Source organism: Microbacterium sp. NPDC080220 (assembly GCF_040686395.1).
Lineage (GTDB): Bacteria > Actinomycetota > Actinomycetes > Actinomycetales > Microbacteriaceae > Microbacterium > Microbacterium gawkjiense.
This window is the reverse complement of the sequence record NZ_JBFBOP010000007.1, coordinates 148,739-164,236: the sequence shown is the minus strand read 5'-3', so window position 1 is coordinate 164,236 and position 15,498 is coordinate 148,739. Positions and strand designations below refer to the sequence as shown.

Below are 15,498 nucleotides of genomic sequence, written 5' to 3'. Positions count from 1 at the left end.
CGGATGCCGGGGCTCAGCGCTCGGCGCGGGCGAGGTTCTCGCGCAGCTCGTCGGCGTTCTGCCGGATGACGTACGCCGGCTGATCGCGCTCGACGCGCCAGCTCTCGTCGAGGCCGCCGACGTTGACGGTGTCGAAGCCGAAGTCGTCGTAGAGCTTGGTGATGAAGGTCACGCCGTCCTGCGAGTCGCTCGCGGTCGCGAGGGCGCGGCGGTTCGGTGATCCCGCGGGGGCGCCGTCGGTGGTGATGTCGGCGGCGGGGATGTGGTTGAAGCCCTTGACGACGGTCGACTGCGGCAGGCGGTCCTGCAGCATCCGCGAGGTCGTGGTCTTCTTCTCGTCGAGCTCGGCGATGTGCCCGTCGCGCTCCCAGTAGTAGTTGTTGGTGTCGACGACGATCTTGCCGGTGAGCTCCGCGACGGGCAGGTCGTCGATCGCCTTGAGCGGCACCGTCACGACGGCCCATTCGCCGAAGGCCGCGGCATCCGCTGCGGTCATGGCCTGCGCGTTCTCGCCGAGCTCGGCGACGAGGTCCGCGAGGGTCTCGGGGCCCCGCGAATTGGCGATCGCGACCTGGTGCCCCTGAGCGACCAGCACGCGAGCGATGGCCGAGCCGATGTGTCCTGCACCGATGATTCCTACGTGTGTCATGTCTCGAGGGAACGCGTCCGCCCCGTCCGCATTCCCGGACGGCGACCGGAGGATGCCGGTCAGTTCCCGATGAGGACGCTCCACGCCGAGCCGATCACAGCCTCGATCCGGTGGTCGCCGTGCCGGAACGCGTGCGTTCCCTCGGCACCCGCTGAGCGGGCCCGCGCCCGTGCCGAGGTGACGGCACCCGCGGCGTCCCACGCGAGGTCGATCTCGATGCCGGGGCGGGCGACGAGGCCGCGCACCGCGCCGGCGCCGAGCGCCCCCGGCAACGCCGGGAGCAGGTCGATCGTGTCGCCGTGCGACTGCAGCAGGCACTCGGCGAGACCCGCCGTGTAGCCGAGGTTGCCGTCGATCTGGAACGGCGGGTGCGCGGCGAGCATGTTGTCGTACAGTCCGCCCGACTGGTCGCCGCGGTCGACGGACATGTCGCGGAAGACGAGCTCGAGGAGCGCAACGACGCGCTCGGGCTGGGCGAGGCGGGCGCGGAGGGCGATCTTCCACGCGAGCGACCAGCCGGTGGACTCGTCCTCGCGCAGGTCGAGGAGGCGGGATGCCGCGGCGGCGAGGTCCTCGGTCAGCGGCTCGGTGCCGGGGTAGACGAACACGAGCGGCGACAGGTGGCGGTGGTGCGGGTCGACGGCCTCGCGGCCGCCGGGCCATTCGGCGATCGTCCCGTCGACGACCGGGATCCCGGGCAGCTCGGCACGGGCCTCGACCGCCTGGGCGACGAGCGGGTCGTCCTCCTGCCCGACGAGGTGCGCGGCGCGGACGAACGCGTCGAGGTGCGCGCGCAGCAGCACGACGTCGAGCGTCGCCGACTCCGAAACGGCCGCCGAGGCGCCGCTCGCCGTGCGGAAGACGTTCTCGGGCGAGGTCGACAGCGCGGTGCCGCGGACGCCGTCGTCCGACACGGTCGTCCAGGCGAGGGCGAAGGCCGTCGCCCCGCGCAGCAGCCGGAACGCCTGCAGCCGCTCGGCGCGGTCGGTGACACCGAACGCCTCGCGCTCGGCGAGGTGCAGGCAGAGCCACAGCCCCGCCATCGGCCAGAACGCCCATGCGGCGTCGTGCTCGCCGTCACCGACGGGCTGGGTGTACCCCCAGGCATCCGTGTTGTGGTGGGCGACCCAGCCCGGGGCGTCGTAGAGCCGCCGCGCGGTCTCGGCGCCGCTGTCGGCGAGGGCGTCGAGCAGTCCCAGCAGGGGCTCCTCGGTCTCGCTGAGGTTCGTCGTGTGCGCGGCCCAGTAGTTCATCTCGACGTTGATGTTCGTCGTGTAGTTCGAGCTCCACTCGGGGCGCACGTCCTGGTTCCAGATGCCCTGCAGGGTCGCCGGCAGCCCGCCGGGCCGCGACGAGCAGAGCAGCAGGTAGCGGCCGTAGTGGAACAGGAGCGCAGCCATGCCGGGGTCGCACGCCACGTCGACGGAGCCGCCGTCGCCGAGCGCGCGCAGACGCTCGGCGGTGTCGAGCTCGGCCGACTCCGACGCCGCCGCGAGGGTCAGCTCGGCCCGGTCGTAGAGGCGGGCGTGGTCGCGCAGCTGCGCCGTGCGCACCTCGTCGAGACCGGCCGACACGGCGGCGTTCACGAGCTCGGTCGCGCGCCGCGCGGCGGCACGCTCGGTGCCCTCCGGCATCCGCCCCATCCCGGTGAAGGTCGTCGCGGTCGCGAGGACGACGGTCACGCGGGTGGCGCGCAGGACGCGCCCGCCGCGCACGAGCGTGCCGTCGGTGAGGATGCGAGCGTGCAGCGCGCCGCGCACCGCGGCGGCGCCCTCCTCGTAGACGACGGGCTCGTCCACCTTGTCGTGCGGGGGCGTCACGTCGGACGGCACCTGCACGAGCAGGGTCGTCGCCGTGTCGTTCTCGACCCGGCCGAGCTCGCGCAGCGGCGTCTCGATCTCGACGCGCACGTCGATCGGGTCGTCGCTCTCGAGCTCGTGGACGAGCACGCGATGGGGCGCGCTGATCCACGTGCGGTGGTGCACGCGATTGCCGTCGAGTCCGCCGCCGGCCGTGTGGGTCGCGGTGCGCAGGTCGAGTTCGCGGCGGTAGTCGGTGAGCTCGGCGGCATCCGCTCCGTCGATCCGCAGCCGCAGGTCGGCGAAGGGGAGGAAGGACTGCGCGTGCCGGTGCTGCAGGCGGCGCACGAGCAGGTCGGCATCGTCCTCGCGTCCGTCGGCGACGGCCTCGCGGGCGGCGGCGAGCGCGTCACGGGCCTCGTCCGCCGTCACGAGCGGGGCTGCGAGCTCGCTGGCGGGGCTGCCCGACCAGACGGTCTCGTCGTTGAGGCGCAGGAGCGCGTCGGCGACGCCGCCGAAGCACATGGCCCCGAGGGCGCCGTTGCCCAGCGGAAGGGCCCCGTTCCAGGTCTCGGCGGGACGGCGGTACCACAGCACGTGCTCGGTCATGGGGTTTCCTCTCGGCCGGTGACGGCCGGATGCCGCAGCGGGGGGATGCGGGGCCGCGACGGGCGCCGGGCCTCGCGCGCGGGTCGCGCGTCCGCGAGGACACCGTTCCGACGATAGACGGTGCCGCGTGCGACCTTGCGCCCCCGGCATCCGTCTGCTTTTATCTCAGAGTAAGACGAAAAGGCCCGGAAGGGAATCCGTGAACGGCGTGCGCGCAGCGGGGAACAGGGGCACGGCGACCAACGCCGACGTCACCCGCATCAACCGCACCGCGCTCCTCGACGCCCTCCGCACCGCCGGACCCCTGGGGCGCGCCGAGCTCGTCGCGGCCACGGGGCTCGCCTCGGCCACGGTCCACCGCCTGTGCGCGCGCATGGTCGAGGAGGGCCTGCTCGGCGTCGAACGCGACACCGGCGGCGTCGGCCGCCCCACCCACCGCTACCGGCACCTCGGCGAGGCCCGCACGGTCGTCGCCGTCGACGTCACCTCGGCGATCGCCCGCGGCGCCCTCATCGACCTGGACGGCGAGACCCGTCACACCGAGACCCAGCAGCTGCAGGATGCCGACGGCCACCTGACGGCGTCGTCGCGCCTCGAGGGGGTCGGCGTCCTCGCCGAACGCCTCATCCGCGTCGCGGCCGGGATCGGCAGCCCGGCGCAGGGGATCGGCCTGTCGGTCCCGGGTGTCGTCGACGCGGACGGCACGGTGAGCGACTCGGTCGAGCTCGGCTGGAACGGCGTCGCCGTCCGCGACGCGCTGCAGACCCGCACGGGGCTGCCCGTCGTCGTCGAGAACGATGCCAACGCCGTGACGATCGGCGAGTGGACGCACGGTGCGGGACAGGGCACGGGCGATCTCGCGGCGCTCGTGTTCGGCATCGGCGTGGGCGCCGGGATCGTCTCGGGCGACCGCCTCGTGCGCGGCGCGGGCGCCGCGGCGGGCGAGATCGGCTACCTCATCACCGACCCGCAGGCGTTCTCGCAGCCGCGTCCGACCGGCGGCGACCTCGAGACGCGGGTGCTCGCCCTCGGCGGGGCCGGCGGAACCGAGGCATCCACCATGGCCGTCCTCGACGACGAGAGCGCGTCGGGCGGCGCGGACGCCGAGCGCCTGCTCGACCACATCGCGATGTCGGTCGCCGCCCTGTCGGTCATCCTCGACTGCCGCGTCGTCATCCTCGCCGGCCGCCTGCCGCGGCGCACCGACCTGCTCGTCGGCGGCGTCACCCGGCGCCTCGAGGGCCGCATCCCCCGCCCGCCCGCCGTCGTCGTGGGCGCGCTGGGCGAGGATGCCGCCCTCGTCGGCATCGGGCAGCTCATCATCGACCACGTGAAGGGGGCGGTCTACCTTGCCTGACCTCACCGAGACCACCGGGCCCGTCGTCGGCGCCCTCGCCCTCGCGGTCGCGCGCCGCGATTCGCTCTCCCCCCGAAAGGTGCTCTCGTGAGGATCCTGCTCTCCCCCGATGCGGCCGGCGCCGCCGAGGTCGCCGCGGCGGTCGTCGCCGCCTCGGTCGCCGACCTCGCCTTCCCGGTCCTCGGTGTCGCGACCGGGTCCAGCCCGCAGCCCCTCTACCGCGCGCTCACCGCACGCGTGGCGGCCGGTCTCGACCTTTCGCGCGCGGCCGCGTTCGCCCTCGACGAGTACGTCGGCCTGCCCGTCGACCACCCCGAGAGCTACCACTCCGTCATCGCCCGCGAGGTCACCGGACCGCTCGGGCTCGACCCCTCGCGCGTCCACGTGCCCGAGGGCGCGGCCGCCGACCCGACCGAAGCCGCGGCACGCTACGAGGCGGCGATCTCGGGCGCCGGCGGCGTCGACCTGCAGATCCTCGGCATCGGCGCCAACGGTCACATCGGCTTCAACGAGCCCGGTTCCGCCCCCGACTCCCGCACCCGCGTCGTCGAACTGGCGCCGCGGACGGTCGCCGACAACAGCCGCTTCTTCGACGGCGACGCCGGTCTCGTCCCCACGCACGCGCTCACGCAGGGCATCGGCACCATCCTCGACGCCCGCGAGATCGTCCTCATCGCATGGGGCGAGTCGAAGGCCGAGGCCGTCGCCCGCGCCGTCGAAGGACCGCAGACGACCGGCCTGCCGGCATCCTTCCTGCAGCGCCACGGCCGCGTGACGCTCGTCCTCGACGCTGCCGCCGCGTCGCGGCTGAGCCCCGCATCGCTCCCCGCGGAGGCCGCGCGATGACCGCGTTCGACGTCGCCCGCATCGGCCCCGGCGACGGATCCGTCGCCCCGCGCACCCGCCTGCGCAGCGACGCCCCCACCCAGTCCCTCGACGGCGCCTGGCGGTTCCGCATCCGGATCCATGAGCTCAATCGTCGTGGGCGCGCCGCGCGGGGATCGCCCAGCGCACGAACGCAGGCAGGCTGATCCCCCGCTCGTTGGGCTCCTCGACCTCGAGGCCGTAGTGGTCGCCGATGTCGGCGACGAACCGTCGACGCTCGGCGCGCGCATACGCCGCCCGCTCGCGCTGGAAGGCGAGCACCGTCGACCAGCACATCAGCAGCATCACGACCGAGAACGGCAGGGCGATGAGGATCGCTGCGGTCTGCAGCGCCTGCAAACCACCGGCGAGAAGCAAGGCGCTCGCGAGTACCGCGGTCAGCGCGACGAAGAACACCCGAACCCACCGCTTCGGCTCGGGGTTGCCGCCGGAGGCGATCATGCCCATGACGAGCGCTCCCGAGTCGGCGGAGGTCACGAAGAACACCGCGATGAGGACGATCGCGCCGATGGTGAGAACCGCGCCGCCGGGTAGATACGAGAACAGCTGGAAGAGCGCCCCCTGCAGGTCAACCTTGCCGTCGGCGCCGAGCATCGAGCCCGGATCGGTCGTCTCCTTCAGGATCGCCGAGCCGCCGAGGACGGCGAACCAGATGACACCCACGAGCGTCGGCACGAGCAGGACACCGGCGACGAACTGGCGCACCGTGCGCCCCTTGCTGACGCGCGCGATGAAGATGCCGACGAACGGCGCCCACGAGATCCACCAGCCCCAGTAGAACGAGGTCCATGACGCCTGCCACTCCTCACCGGCTGTGCCCTGGAACGCACTCACGGTGAACGAAAGGCCGACGAAGTTCTGGATGTAGGCACCGATCGACTGAACCCATTCGCGCAGAAGATACTCGGTGCTGCCGGCGAAGAGCAGGAAGACGAGGAGAACCCCCGCGAGGATCAGGTTGAGACTGGACAGCCACTTCATGCCCTTCGCCACCCCTGAGATCACGGACATGAGCACGAAGAGCGAGATGACGAAGATGAGGATGATCTCGGTGAACTCGTTGAGCTCCAGCATCCCCGCCGCAGAGAGCCCGGAGCCGATCTGAGTGACTCCCAGGCCGAGCGAGGTCGCAACGCCGAAGAGCGTCCCGACGAGTGCGACGGCGTCGATGACGTTGCCGGCCGCACCGTGGACCCGCTTGCCGAGCAGAGGCTCGAGCGCCCAGCGGATCGAGATCGGACGCTTGCGCCGGTGGATCGCGTAGGCCAGCGCGACGCCGACCACAACGTACATCGCCCACGCCTGCACACCCCAGTGCAGGTAGGTCTGCGTCAGCGCGCTGCTCGCGAGCTGCGCGGGGGTTCCTTCCACGCCCGGTCGCGGCGTGACGAAGTGGCTGAGCGGCTCGCTCACGCCGTAGAACACGAGTCCGATCCCCATGCCCGCGGCGAACAGCAGGGAAAACCATGCTCCGGTGGAGAACTCCGGCTCGTCGTCGTCACGCCCGAGCTTGATGTCTCCGAAGCGGCTGAAGCCGATGAAGACGGCGAACGCCACGAAAAAGGCCGCGATGAGGACGTAGTACCAGTTGAAGGCGTTGACGATCGTCGTCTGCACCCCGCCGAAGAACGCCCCCGCCTGCGCGGGGAGGATGATCGCGAAAAGGCTGAAGCCGAGGATGAGGACTGCGGCTGGCCAGAACACCCATGGCGCGATGGCGCGTGTGAAGGCGGCGGGGCTCGCGCCGTTGCCCGTCTTGTCGGGGACGATCGCGGCGTCGAAATCGGATGTCTGCTCGGTGCTCACCTCTCCAGGGTGTCAGAACTCCCTGATCCGCTCACCTTCTTGCGCCGGCGACGGTCTCCGGGTTAGCGGGTCAGTCGCGGGGCCAGGATGCCGCGAGTTTGCCCAGCAGACGCACGAGTTCGGCGCGTTCGGCGTCGGTGAAGTCCGCGAGCGCACGCGAGAGCCGCTCGCGCCGCTCGCCGCGAAAGTCCCCCGCGCGGCGACGGCCCTCGGGGGTCAGCGCGATACGGGTGCGGCGCGCGTCGTCGGGGTCGGCCTCGCGGGCCGCGAGCCCCATCTCGACCGCCTGCTGCACGAGGCGCGAGGCGCGCGGCTGGTCGACGCCGATCGCGTCGGCGATCTCACTCACCGACAGCGGGTGCTCGGCGTGGACGAGGGCGTCCAGAAGACGGATGCGGGCAGGCGCGCCCGCCAGCCGCATCCCCGGACCGAAGCCCGGGCCGCCGCGCATCCAGGGCAGGCCGCCGTCGTGCGGCCCGTGGGCGTGCGGGCCGCCGGCGTGGTGGCGGTGCGGACCGCCGCGGGGTCGCATCTGCGCGAAAGCCGCCAGCAGGGCGTCGAGGTCGCCGGTCGGATCGGTCACCCCTCGACGATACCGCCCGACGGTCGATTCATGTCATTTGACATGAATCACGGTTGCATGTCATGCTGCATGTACTTGAACACTGACATGCAATGGTCATCGCGGAGAGTCCGCCGATGACACGACGTCTCGGAAGGACATTCCATGAACACCCCCCACGACAACGACACCCTGCCCCTCGGCTTCCGACTGAAGCTCGTCCACCGCCTGCTCTCCCGCGAGGTGCACCGGCGGATGCACGAGGCCGGACCCGAGGCATCCGCTCGTCGCGACGAGATCGTCGCCGACGTGCAGAACCGGATCACCGCCGCCGTCCCGCAGGACGACCTCGACACGCTGGTCCGATCCCTCGACGCGATCGCCCGCGAACTCGGCTGGGACGAGTCCCAGCCGATGCCGTCCCGCCCCGGACGGGAGCACCGGCGCGAGCGCGGCCCCTTTGGGCGCGGCTTCGGACGCGGCTTCGGCCACCGCTTCGGCCCGGGCTTCGGCGGAGGCGCACCCCACCCGGGGTTCGCGCACGGCGAGCCGGGCCGGTTCGGTCACCACGAGCGGCACGCGCACCACGACCACCACGGTCGCGGCTGCGGCGACCGGGGCGGCGCCGCCGTCGCCGAGGCGTACGAGCGCGGCTTCAGCCGAGGCTACGCGCAGGCGCAGCAGGACTGAGCGCGGTCAGTTCCCCTTCGCACCCGCGTCGGTCGTGCCGACGTCGGTGCGGTGGAAGTTCTGGAACGAACGGGATGCCGTCGGCCCCCGCTGCCCCTGGTACCGGTTCTTGTACGAGCCGGTGCCGTAGGGGTTCTCGGCCGGCGAGGTCAGGCGGAAGAAGCAGAACTGCCCGATCTTCATGCCCGGCCACAGCTTGATCGGGAGCGTGGCGACGTTGGCCAGTTCGAGCGTCACGTGACCCGAGAAACCGGGGTCGATGAACCCCGCCGTTGAGTGGGTGATGAGCCCGAGGCGACCGAGCGAGCTCTTGCCCTCGAGGCGTGCGGCGACGTCGTCGGGCAGCGTGATCTGCTCGAACGTCGCGCCGAGGGCGAACTCGCCCGGGTGCAGGATGAACGGCTCGTTGGGGGCGACCTCGATCAGCCGCGTCAGCTCGGGCTGGTCCTCAGCCGGGTCGATGAACGGGTACTTGTGGTTGTCGAACAGCCGGAAGTACCGGTCGAGCCGCACGTCGACGCTCGAGGGCTGGACCATCGCCGGGTCCCACGGGTCGAGGCCGATGCGGCCGCCGTCGATCTCGAGTCGGATGTCGCGGTCGCTGAGCAGCACGCGGCCAGCCTACTGGCCGCCCGGTGCGTCACCGCGCGACGCGGACGACCACCACACCCCGCGGGGGCACCAGGACACCGGATGCCGCGCCCGCGCCGACGAGCACGTCGCCGAACACCGGCGCCACGACCTCGTCGTCGGTGCGGTTCGAGATAAAGACGTACCGCGCCTCGGCGTCTCCGCGCTCGATGACGTCGAGCCGGCCGTCGGCCGACCGCGGATCGCCGGCGAGCGCGTCGAGTCCGAGCCCCGCGAGCACCGCGCGCACACCGTCCCGGCCGATGTCGGCCGAGACGTAGGTTGCCGACCCACCCGCGCGCAGCCGCCGGCGGGTCACTGCGGGCGCACCCGCCAGGTCGCCCTCGGCGTAGGTGTCGAGCACCTCGACGTCGTCGCCGATGTGCACGATCCGCTCGGTCCAGGCACTCGCCGCGGCACCCGAGGCGAGGGCGACGCGCTCGCCGGGCAGCAGCGGCACGAACTCCTCGACCATCACGCCGAGCAGCTCGCGCAGTGCGCCGGGGTATCCCCCGAGCCAGACGCGGTCGTTCTGGTCGACGATGCCCGAGAAGTACGTCGTGACGAGGTGGCCACCGGCATCCGTGTAGGACGTCAGGCGGGCACGCAGGTCGTCCGGCATCACGTGCAGCATCGGGGCGATGAGCACCTCGTACCCGTCGAACGACGCGCCGACCGGGATCACGTCGGCGCGCACCCCGAGGTCGAGCAGCGCGCGGTACCAGGCGAGCGCCTCGGCGTCGTACGCGAGCGCGTCGGTCGGGTGGGCGTCGCGCTCGCTGACCCACCACGACTCGTAGTCGAAGACGATCGCGACGCGCGCGGTCTCACGCCGCGAGCCGTGCACGGGCGCGAGGTCGCGCAGCGCCCCGCCGAGGGCCACGACGTCGCGGAACACCCGGCTGTGCTCGCCCGCGTGCGGCACCATGCCGGAGTGGTACCGCTCGCCGCCGGCGCGCGACTGCCGCCACTGGAAGTAGCAGACCGCGTCGGCGCCGTGCCCGACGTGGGTCAGCGCATCGCGCATCAGCTCGCCGGGCCGCTTCGGCGGGTTGACCTCGCGCCAGTTCACGGCGCTCGTCGCGTGCTCCATGAGGAACCACGGCAGACCGCCGGCGATGTTCCCGGTGAGGTTCGCCCAGAACGACAGGTCGTCGCGACCGAGCTCGCCCGGGCGCAGGTAATGGTCGTTCGAGACGAAGTCGACGTCGCCCACCCACGACGGGTAGTCGATGTCGCGGACGTTCTGCGCGACCATGAAGTTCGTTGTCCGCGGGATGCCGGGTGTCACCTCGGCGAGCACCGCGGCCTCGGCCCGCAGGTGGTCGCGGACGGCATCCGACGAGAACCGCTCGAAGTCGAGCTGCTGTCCGGGGTTGCGGATCGTGGGCGCGGAGCGCGGCGGCAGGATCTCGTCCCACTCCTCGTAGTGCTGCGACCAGAAGGCCGTGCCCCACGCGTCGTTGAGCGCCTCGATCGTGCCGTAGCGCGCTTCGAGCCAGACGCGGAACGCGCGGGCGGCATCATCGGAGTAGTCGTAGAGGTTGTGGCATCCGAGCTCGTTCGAGATGTGCCACGCGACGACCGCGGGATGATCGCCGTAGCGCTCGGCGAGCGCGCGCACGAGACGCAGGGCGTACTCGCGGAAGATCGGCGACGTGGGCCGCCAGTGCTGGCGGGCGCCGGGCCAGAGGATGGTCCCGTCCGCGGTCTGCGGAAGGATCTCGGGATGCCGGCGCGCCATCCACGACGGCGGTGACGCCGTCGCCGTCGCGAGGTCGACGTCGATGCCGTTCGCGTGCAGCAGGTCGATGATCTCGTCGAGCCACGCGAAGTCGTACTCGCTGGGGCTCGGTTCGAGCAGGCCCCACGAGAAGATCCCGAGCGAGACGATGTTGACGCCCGCCTCGCGCATGAGCCGCACGTCGTCGTCCCACACCTCGCGCGGCCACTGTTCCGGGTTGTAGTCGGCGCCGTAGCGCATCGTCCCGGGCTGCTGCGAGCCGTCCTTCACCCAGCGGTAGTTCTGCACGCGACCACGCTAGTCCCAAAAACGTGCATCTGCACGGTTTCAGTCGATCTACACTGCCGTCATGACCGAAGCGCCCGCCCGGGGCCCCTACGCGAAGTCCGCCGCGCGGCGCAGCGAGATCATCGCGAGCGCGACGGCCGTCTTCGGCACGCACGGCTACCGCGGCGGGTCGCTGCGCCAGATCGCGAAGCAGCTCGACCTCAGCCTCACGACGGTCATGCACCACTTCCCGACGAAGGTGTCGCTGCTGGCCGCGGTCCTGTCGCAGGAGGATGCCGCCGACACCGACTTCTCGCAGCGCGCCGCGCGCGACGGCTTCATCCCGACGGTCCTTGCGATCGTCGAGCGCAACCTCGGTCGGCGCGAACTCGTGCGGATGTTCACGGTCGTGCAGGCCGAGGCCACGCACGCCGACCACGAGGCGCACGCGTGGCTGCGCGCACGGTACGCCGACGTCATCCCCGAGTACGCCGCGGCGATCGAGTACGACCGGTGGCTCGGCAGACTGACGACGACGACGGATGCCGTCATGCTCGCCGACCTTGTCATCGGGATGTGGGAGGGCATCCAGGTGCGCTGGCTCGCCGACGACACCGACCCGGTCGACGCGATGCGCGTCGCGCTCGACGCGCTGCTCCTGCCGACTCCGGTCAGCGCCGCGGGTCGATGATCGTCATCCCCGCGGGCGCCGCGGTGTCCATGACAGGCAGTAGCTGGGCTGCCTCGTCGAGCGACACCGTCCGCTCGATGAGGTCCTGCGGGCGCAGCGTGCCGCGGGCGATGAGCTGCAGCATCCCGGGGTAGTCCTCGGCGGCCATGCCGTGGCTGCCGAGCAGGTCGAGCTCCCACGCGATGGCCCGGGCCATGGGCACCGCGGAGAGACCGGATGCCGAGGGCAGCAGCCCGACCTGCACGTGCCGGCCGCGGCGGCGCAGGCTGAGGACGGCGTCAGCGCAGGTCTGCTCGCTGCCGACCGCGTCGACCGACACGTGCGCGCCGCCGCCGGTGACCTCGTGGACCGCGGCGGGGATGTCGGAGCCGTCGGCGCGGACGACGTGCTCCGCGCCCAGGCGGCGCGCGACCTCGAGTGCGGCCGCCGAGCGGTCGACCGCGACGACGCGCGCGCCGAGCGCTGTCGCGATCATGACGGCGCTGAGGCCGACCCCGCCGGCGCCGACGACGACGACCCACTCCCCCGCACGCAGGCGGGCACGCGCGGTGAGGGCGCGGTAGGCGGTGGCGAAGCGGCATCCGAGCGCCGCAGCCGATTCGAGCGAGATCCCCTCGGGCACGGCGACGAGGTTGCGGTCGGCGGCGTGGATCGCGACCCGCTCGGCGAACGACCCCCAGTGGGTGAAGCCGGGCTGCTCCTGGTTCGGGCACACTTGCGCGTCGCCCGCCAGACACCACTCGCACCGGCCGCATCCGCACACGAACGGCACCGTGACGCGGTCGCCGACGTTCCAGCGTTCGACGCCGCGCCCCACCGCCGCGACGACGCCGGCGAGCTCGTGGCCCGGGACGTGCGGCAGGGCGATGTCGTCGTGCCCGACCCACGCGTGCCAGTCGCTGCGGCACAGCCCCGTGGCGTGCACGTCGATGACCGCGCCGCCGTCGGGGGCGACCGGGTCGGGCACCTCGGTGACGGTGAGGGGACCGGCGATCCGGTCCATGATCATCGCGCGCACTGCAGCCTCCGTCGCATCCGTCCGTCTCGATTCTGCCGCCGCGGCCGGGCGGGTCAGCCGCGGGCGACGCCGATGAGCACCTGCAGCACGTCGTCGACGGCGGGCGGTCGGGTGCCGGGGTGGAAGACGGCGCCCATGTCGCGCATCGCACGGGGATCGTCGATGGGCCGCTGGACGCAGCCGTCGAGCGGATGCGGCACTTCAGGTCCGACGGCGATGCCGAGGCCCGCCGCGACGAGGCCGTGGAGGGTGCGCAGGTCGTCGCCCTCGAAGGCGATGCGCAGCTCGGCGCCCTCGGCGGCGACCAGCTGCTCGAGGGTGCGGCGCAGGCCGTAGCCCGGTTTGAGGGTCACGTGGGTCTCGGCGACGACGTCGGCGAGCGTGACCCGGCGGGCGGTCGCGAGGCGGTGCCCGGCGGGAACGACGGCGACGAGCGGCTCGTCGTAGAGGTGCACGGATGCCTCGCCCGCCGCGGCTGCCCCCGAGACGATCGCGAGGTCGGTGCGCCCCGAGGCGAGCTCGGCGAGGCACGCGTCGCGGGCGCCCTGCCAGAGGCGGATCTGGATGTCGGGGCGCTCCTCGCGCAGGCGCCGGACGAGGCGGGGCACCAGGTTCTCGCCGAGCGAGTTCTGGAAGGCGAGCGAGACGGTCGCGCGCGCCTCGTCGAGCGAGTCGATGGCGTCCTGCGCGGCGCGGAGGGCGACGCGGACGCCGGGCAGCATCCGCTTCGCCGCGGGGGTGAGACGGATGCCGCGGCCCTCGGGGGCGACGAGTGCGACGCCGAGCTCAGCCTCGAGGTGACGGAGCGCGCGGCTCACGCTCGGCTGCGGGACGCCGAGCGCCTGCGCGGCCCGGGTGACGTGTTCGTCTCGGCCGAGCGCGTCGAGCAGGGGCAGGTGCTGCAGCAGCGCGGCGAGGCGACTCATGCGCAAATGGTATCGCTCGTCGAGAACCGGTATTGGATCCGGATGAGAAGTATGCCTACCGTGGGGTGGGTGACGACTCTCGACATCCCCACCATGACCGCCGCTCCGCGTCGGCTCGGTGCGGCGATGTGGACGACGGGGATCGCGACCTTCGGCGTGCTGTACGCCCCGCAAGGGCTGCTGACCGGCATCGCCGAGACCTACGGCCTGACCGCCGCCGACGCCTCATGGGTCGTGTCGTCGGCCACGCTCGGCCTCGCCCTCGCGATCCTGCCGTGGGCGCTGGCCGCCGACCGCTTCGGACGCCGACGGATGCTGCAGGTCGCAGCGGCGGCCGCCGCGGTCATCGCGGTCGCGTCGCCCCTGCTGCCCGGGTTCGCCGGGCTGCTCGCGGGGCGGTTCCTGCTCGGGGCGGCGCTCGGCGGCATCCCGGCGCTGGCGGTCGCCTACCTGCACGAGGCGGCCGGTCCGCATCGCGCCGGGGTCGCCGCGGGCGCCTACGTGGCGGCGACGAGCGTGGGCGGTCTGGCCGGCCGGCTGGTCGCGGCGCCGGTGGGCGAGCTCGTCGGGTGGCGGCTGTCGCTCGAGCTGATGGGGGTGCTGGCGGCGGCGCTCACGGTGCTGTTCGCCGTGCTGCTGCCGGCGACCGCGACGCACCGGGTCGTGCCATTGCGCAGCAGTCTGCGGACGCTCGGGCGCCAGGCGGTCAACGTGCGGGCCCGGCCGCTGTACGCGATCGGGGCGATGGTCGTCGGTGCGATGGTCGCCGTGTTCAACGCGATCGGGTTCCGCCTCGAGGTGGCGCCGTACTTCCTGAGCGCGACGGCGGTGTCGCTGGTGTTCCTGGCGTACCTGTCGGGCACCGTCACCTCGCGCCTGTCGGGCGCGCTCGTCCACCGATGGGGAACGCGGATGCCGCTGGTCGCCGGCGGGGCCCTGATGACCGTCGGCGCCGCCGTGACGATCGCATCGGGCGTGGCGGTGATCGTCGCCGGCATCCTGCTCATCACGGCGGGGATGTTCCTCGCGCACGCGACCGCCAACGCAGCGACGGCGCGGGCGGGCGGGTCGGGGCGGCAGCACGCCGTCGCGCTGTACAGCGTCGCGTACTACGTGGGCTCGAGCGTCATCGGCACGGTGGGCGCCGCCGCGTGGACGGCGGGCGGATGGTTCGCCCTGGCGGGACTCGTCGCGGGGCTCGGCGTGCTCGTCGTGGTCTGCTCGCTCGCCGTGCGTGACTGATGTCGCACCCGCCGATAGGGTGCGGGCATGGACAGCTACGGACAGTACGCAGGGCTCGGCGCCGGTTTCGTGATCCTCATGATCGTGCTTTACCTGGGCTTCATCGCCCTCATGATCTGGGTGGGCTACCTCATCCAGCGGACCGCGGTGAAGAACGGGATGCTGCGCGCGATGCAGGAGAGCGGCATGGTCTTCGCGCCGCGCCCCGGGCCGCCCTACCCCGGCGGCGGGTACCCGGGCGGTCAGCCGCCGCACCCCGGCCAGCCGCCGCACCCCGGACAGCCGCCGCAGGGCCCGGGACAGCCGCCCGCCGCCACGGACTGACCGGCGCTCCCGGTCTGCGTTCGGTCGAACGGCTCCCGGTCTTGCTAGGCTTGCCGGGTGCCTCCGGGCGCACGGGGCTGTAGTTCAATGGCAGAACTTCTGCTTCCCAAGCAGACAGCGCGGGTTCGATTCCCGTCAGCCCCTCCACGTGTCACTTTCAAAGCTAGTCCGGACATTCCAGACCTAGTCCGGACCGGTCTTTGGCAGCACAGCGGTCGGCACACCCCTCGCATCCAGGGATCGCGGTCAACGTCGCCAGCGACACAACAAGCGTGCCCTCCGTTCTCGTACGATCGTGC

14 protein-coding genes and 1 tRNA gene are annotated in these 15,498 nt (G+C 72.4%); 7 read left to right on the top strand and 8 right to left on the bottom strand.

Translation table 11 applies throughout. The annotated features are described in order from the left end of the window. Window positions 1–13: 13 nt before the first annotated feature. Together AB0P29_RS12195 and AB0P29_RS12190 are read right to left on the bottom strand one after the other, a co-directional pair. Window positions 14–649: an NAD(P)-binding domain-containing protein gene (locus AB0P29_RS12195; RefSeq protein WP_363380073.1), complete on the bottom strand. Its 636-nt coding sequence runs from the start codon at window positions 647–649 to the stop codon at window positions 14–16. A gap of 59 nt (window positions 650–708) precedes the next feature. Continuing rightward, complete coding sequence (locus AB0P29_RS12190) at window positions 709–3,057, bottom strand: glycoside hydrolase N-terminal domain-containing protein (RefSeq protein ID WP_363380072.1); 2,349 nt, start codon at window positions 3,055–3,057, stop codon at window positions 709–711. A gap of 199 nt (window positions 3,058–3,256) precedes the next feature. On the opposite strand from AB0P29_RS12190, the gene AB0P29_RS12185 reads away from it, so the two are divergent. Together AB0P29_RS12185 and AB0P29_RS12180 are read left to right on the top strand one after the other, a co-directional pair. Beyond that, window positions 3,257–4,414: an ROK family transcriptional regulator gene (locus AB0P29_RS12185; RefSeq protein WP_363380069.1), complete on the top strand. Its 1,158-nt coding sequence runs from the start codon at window positions 3,257–3,259 to the stop codon at window positions 4,412–4,414. Between the two features lie 87 nt (window positions 4,415–4,501). Continuing rightward, window positions 4,502–5,260, top strand: coding sequence for a glucosamine-6-phosphate deaminase (locus AB0P29_RS12180; RefSeq protein ID WP_363380067.1), 759 nt, complete (start codon window positions 4,502–4,504; stop codon window positions 5,258–5,260). A 126-nt stretch (window positions 5,261–5,386) separates the two neighbouring features. Here AB0P29_RS12180 and AB0P29_RS12175 read toward each other — a convergent pair whose 3' ends face one another. After that, window positions 5,387–7,015, bottom strand: coding sequence for a BCCT family transporter (locus AB0P29_RS12175; RefSeq protein ID WP_363380172.1), 1,629 nt, complete (start codon window positions 7,013–7,015; stop codon window positions 5,387–5,389). Between the two features lie 160 nt (window positions 7,016–7,175). After that, the gene (locus AB0P29_RS12170; RefSeq protein WP_363380065.1) at window positions 7,176–7,688 is read right to left on the bottom strand and encodes a MarR family winged helix-turn-helix transcriptional regulator; all 513 of its coding nucleotides are present in this window, start codon (window positions 7,686–7,688) and stop codon (window positions 7,176–7,178) included. 144 nt (window positions 7,689–7,832) lie between these two features. Here AB0P29_RS12170 and AB0P29_RS12165 point away from each other — a divergent pair, with 144 nt between their 5' ends. Further along, complete coding sequence (locus AB0P29_RS12165; protein ID WP_363380063.1) at window positions 7,833–8,357, top strand: hypothetical protein; 525 nt, start codon at window positions 7,833–7,835, stop codon at window positions 8,355–8,357. A 6-nt stretch (window positions 8,358–8,363) separates the two neighbouring features. Here AB0P29_RS12165 and dcd read toward each other — a convergent pair whose 3' ends face one another. After that, window positions 8,364–8,969 (bottom strand): dCTP deaminase, encoded by a 606-nt coding sequence (gene dcd / locus AB0P29_RS12160; protein WP_363380061.1) that lies wholly within the window; start codon window positions 8,967–8,969, stop codon window positions 8,364–8,366. A 28-nt stretch (window positions 8,970–8,997) separates the two neighbouring features. After that, the gene (locus AB0P29_RS12155) at window positions 8,998–11,019 is read right to left on the bottom strand and encodes a beta-galactosidase (protein WP_363380058.1); all 2,022 of its coding nucleotides are present in this window, start codon (window positions 11,017–11,019) and stop codon (window positions 8,998–9,000) included. A gap of 61 nt (window positions 11,020–11,080) precedes the next feature. On the opposite strand from AB0P29_RS12155, the gene AB0P29_RS12150 reads away from it, so the two are divergent. Then, the gene (locus AB0P29_RS12150; protein ID WP_363380055.1) at window positions 11,081–11,689 is read left to right on the top strand and encodes a TetR/AcrR family transcriptional regulator; all 609 of its coding nucleotides are present in this window, start codon (window positions 11,081–11,083) and stop codon (window positions 11,687–11,689) included. On the opposite strand, the gene AB0P29_RS12145 is transcribed toward AB0P29_RS12150, so the two are convergent. Then, window positions 11,670–12,707, bottom strand: coding sequence for a zinc-dependent alcohol dehydrogenase family protein (locus tag AB0P29_RS12145; protein WP_253036167.1), 1,038 nt, complete (start codon window positions 12,705–12,707; stop codon window positions 11,670–11,672). The two genes, AB0P29_RS12150 and AB0P29_RS12145, sit on opposite strands and share 20 nt — an antisense overlap. Window positions 12,708–12,760: 53 nt before the next feature. Beyond that, the gene (locus tag AB0P29_RS12140) at window positions 12,761–13,633 is read right to left on the bottom strand and encodes a LysR family transcriptional regulator (RefSeq protein ID WP_363380053.1); all 873 of its coding nucleotides are present in this window, start codon (window positions 13,631–13,633) and stop codon (window positions 12,761–12,763) included. A gap of 69 nt (window positions 13,634–13,702) precedes the next feature. Here AB0P29_RS12140 and AB0P29_RS12135 point away from each other — a divergent pair, with 69 nt between their 5' ends. The 3 genes from AB0P29_RS12135 to AB0P29_RS12125 all read left to right on the top strand — a co-directional run bounded on the left by AB0P29_RS12135 (window position 13,703) and on the right by AB0P29_RS12125 (window position 15,346). Then, window positions 13,703–14,875: an MFS transporter gene (locus tag AB0P29_RS12135; RefSeq protein ID WP_363380051.1), complete on the top strand. Its 1,173-nt coding sequence runs from the start codon at window positions 13,703–13,705 to the stop codon at window positions 14,873–14,875. Between the two features lie 27 nt (window positions 14,876–14,902). Next, complete coding sequence (locus tag AB0P29_RS12130) at window positions 14,903–15,199, top strand: hypothetical protein (protein ID WP_064002639.1); 297 nt, start codon at window positions 14,903–14,905, stop codon at window positions 15,197–15,199. Window positions 15,200–15,272: 73 nt separating this feature from the next. Further along, a tRNA-Gly gene (locus AB0P29_RS12125) sits at window positions 15,273–15,346 on the top strand. Window positions 15,347–15,498: the final 152 nt, after the last annotated feature.

Coding starts and splice junctions, on each gene's coding strand:
- AB0P29_RS12130 (WP_064002639.1), top strand. CDS start 14,903: ATGGACAGCTACGGACAGTACGCAGGGCTCGGCGCCGGTTTCGTGATC.
- AB0P29_RS12190 (WP_363380072.1), bottom strand. CDS start 3,057: ATGACCGAGCACGTGCTGTGGTACCGCCGTCCCGCCGAGACCTGGAAC.
- AB0P29_RS12195 (WP_363380073.1), bottom strand. CDS start 649: ATGACACACGTAGGAATCATCGGTGCAGGACACATCGGCTCGGCCATC.
- AB0P29_RS12150 (WP_363380055.1), top strand. CDS start 11,081: ATGACCGAAGCGCCCGCCCGGGGCCCCTACGCGAAGTCCGCCGCGCGG.
- AB0P29_RS12140 (WP_363380053.1), bottom strand. CDS start 13,633: ATGAGTCGCCTCGCCGCGCTGCTGCAGCACCTGCCCCTGCTCGACGCG.
- AB0P29_RS12165 (WP_363380063.1), top strand. CDS start 7,833: ATGAACACCCCCCACGACAACGACACCCTGCCCCTCGGCTTCCGACTG.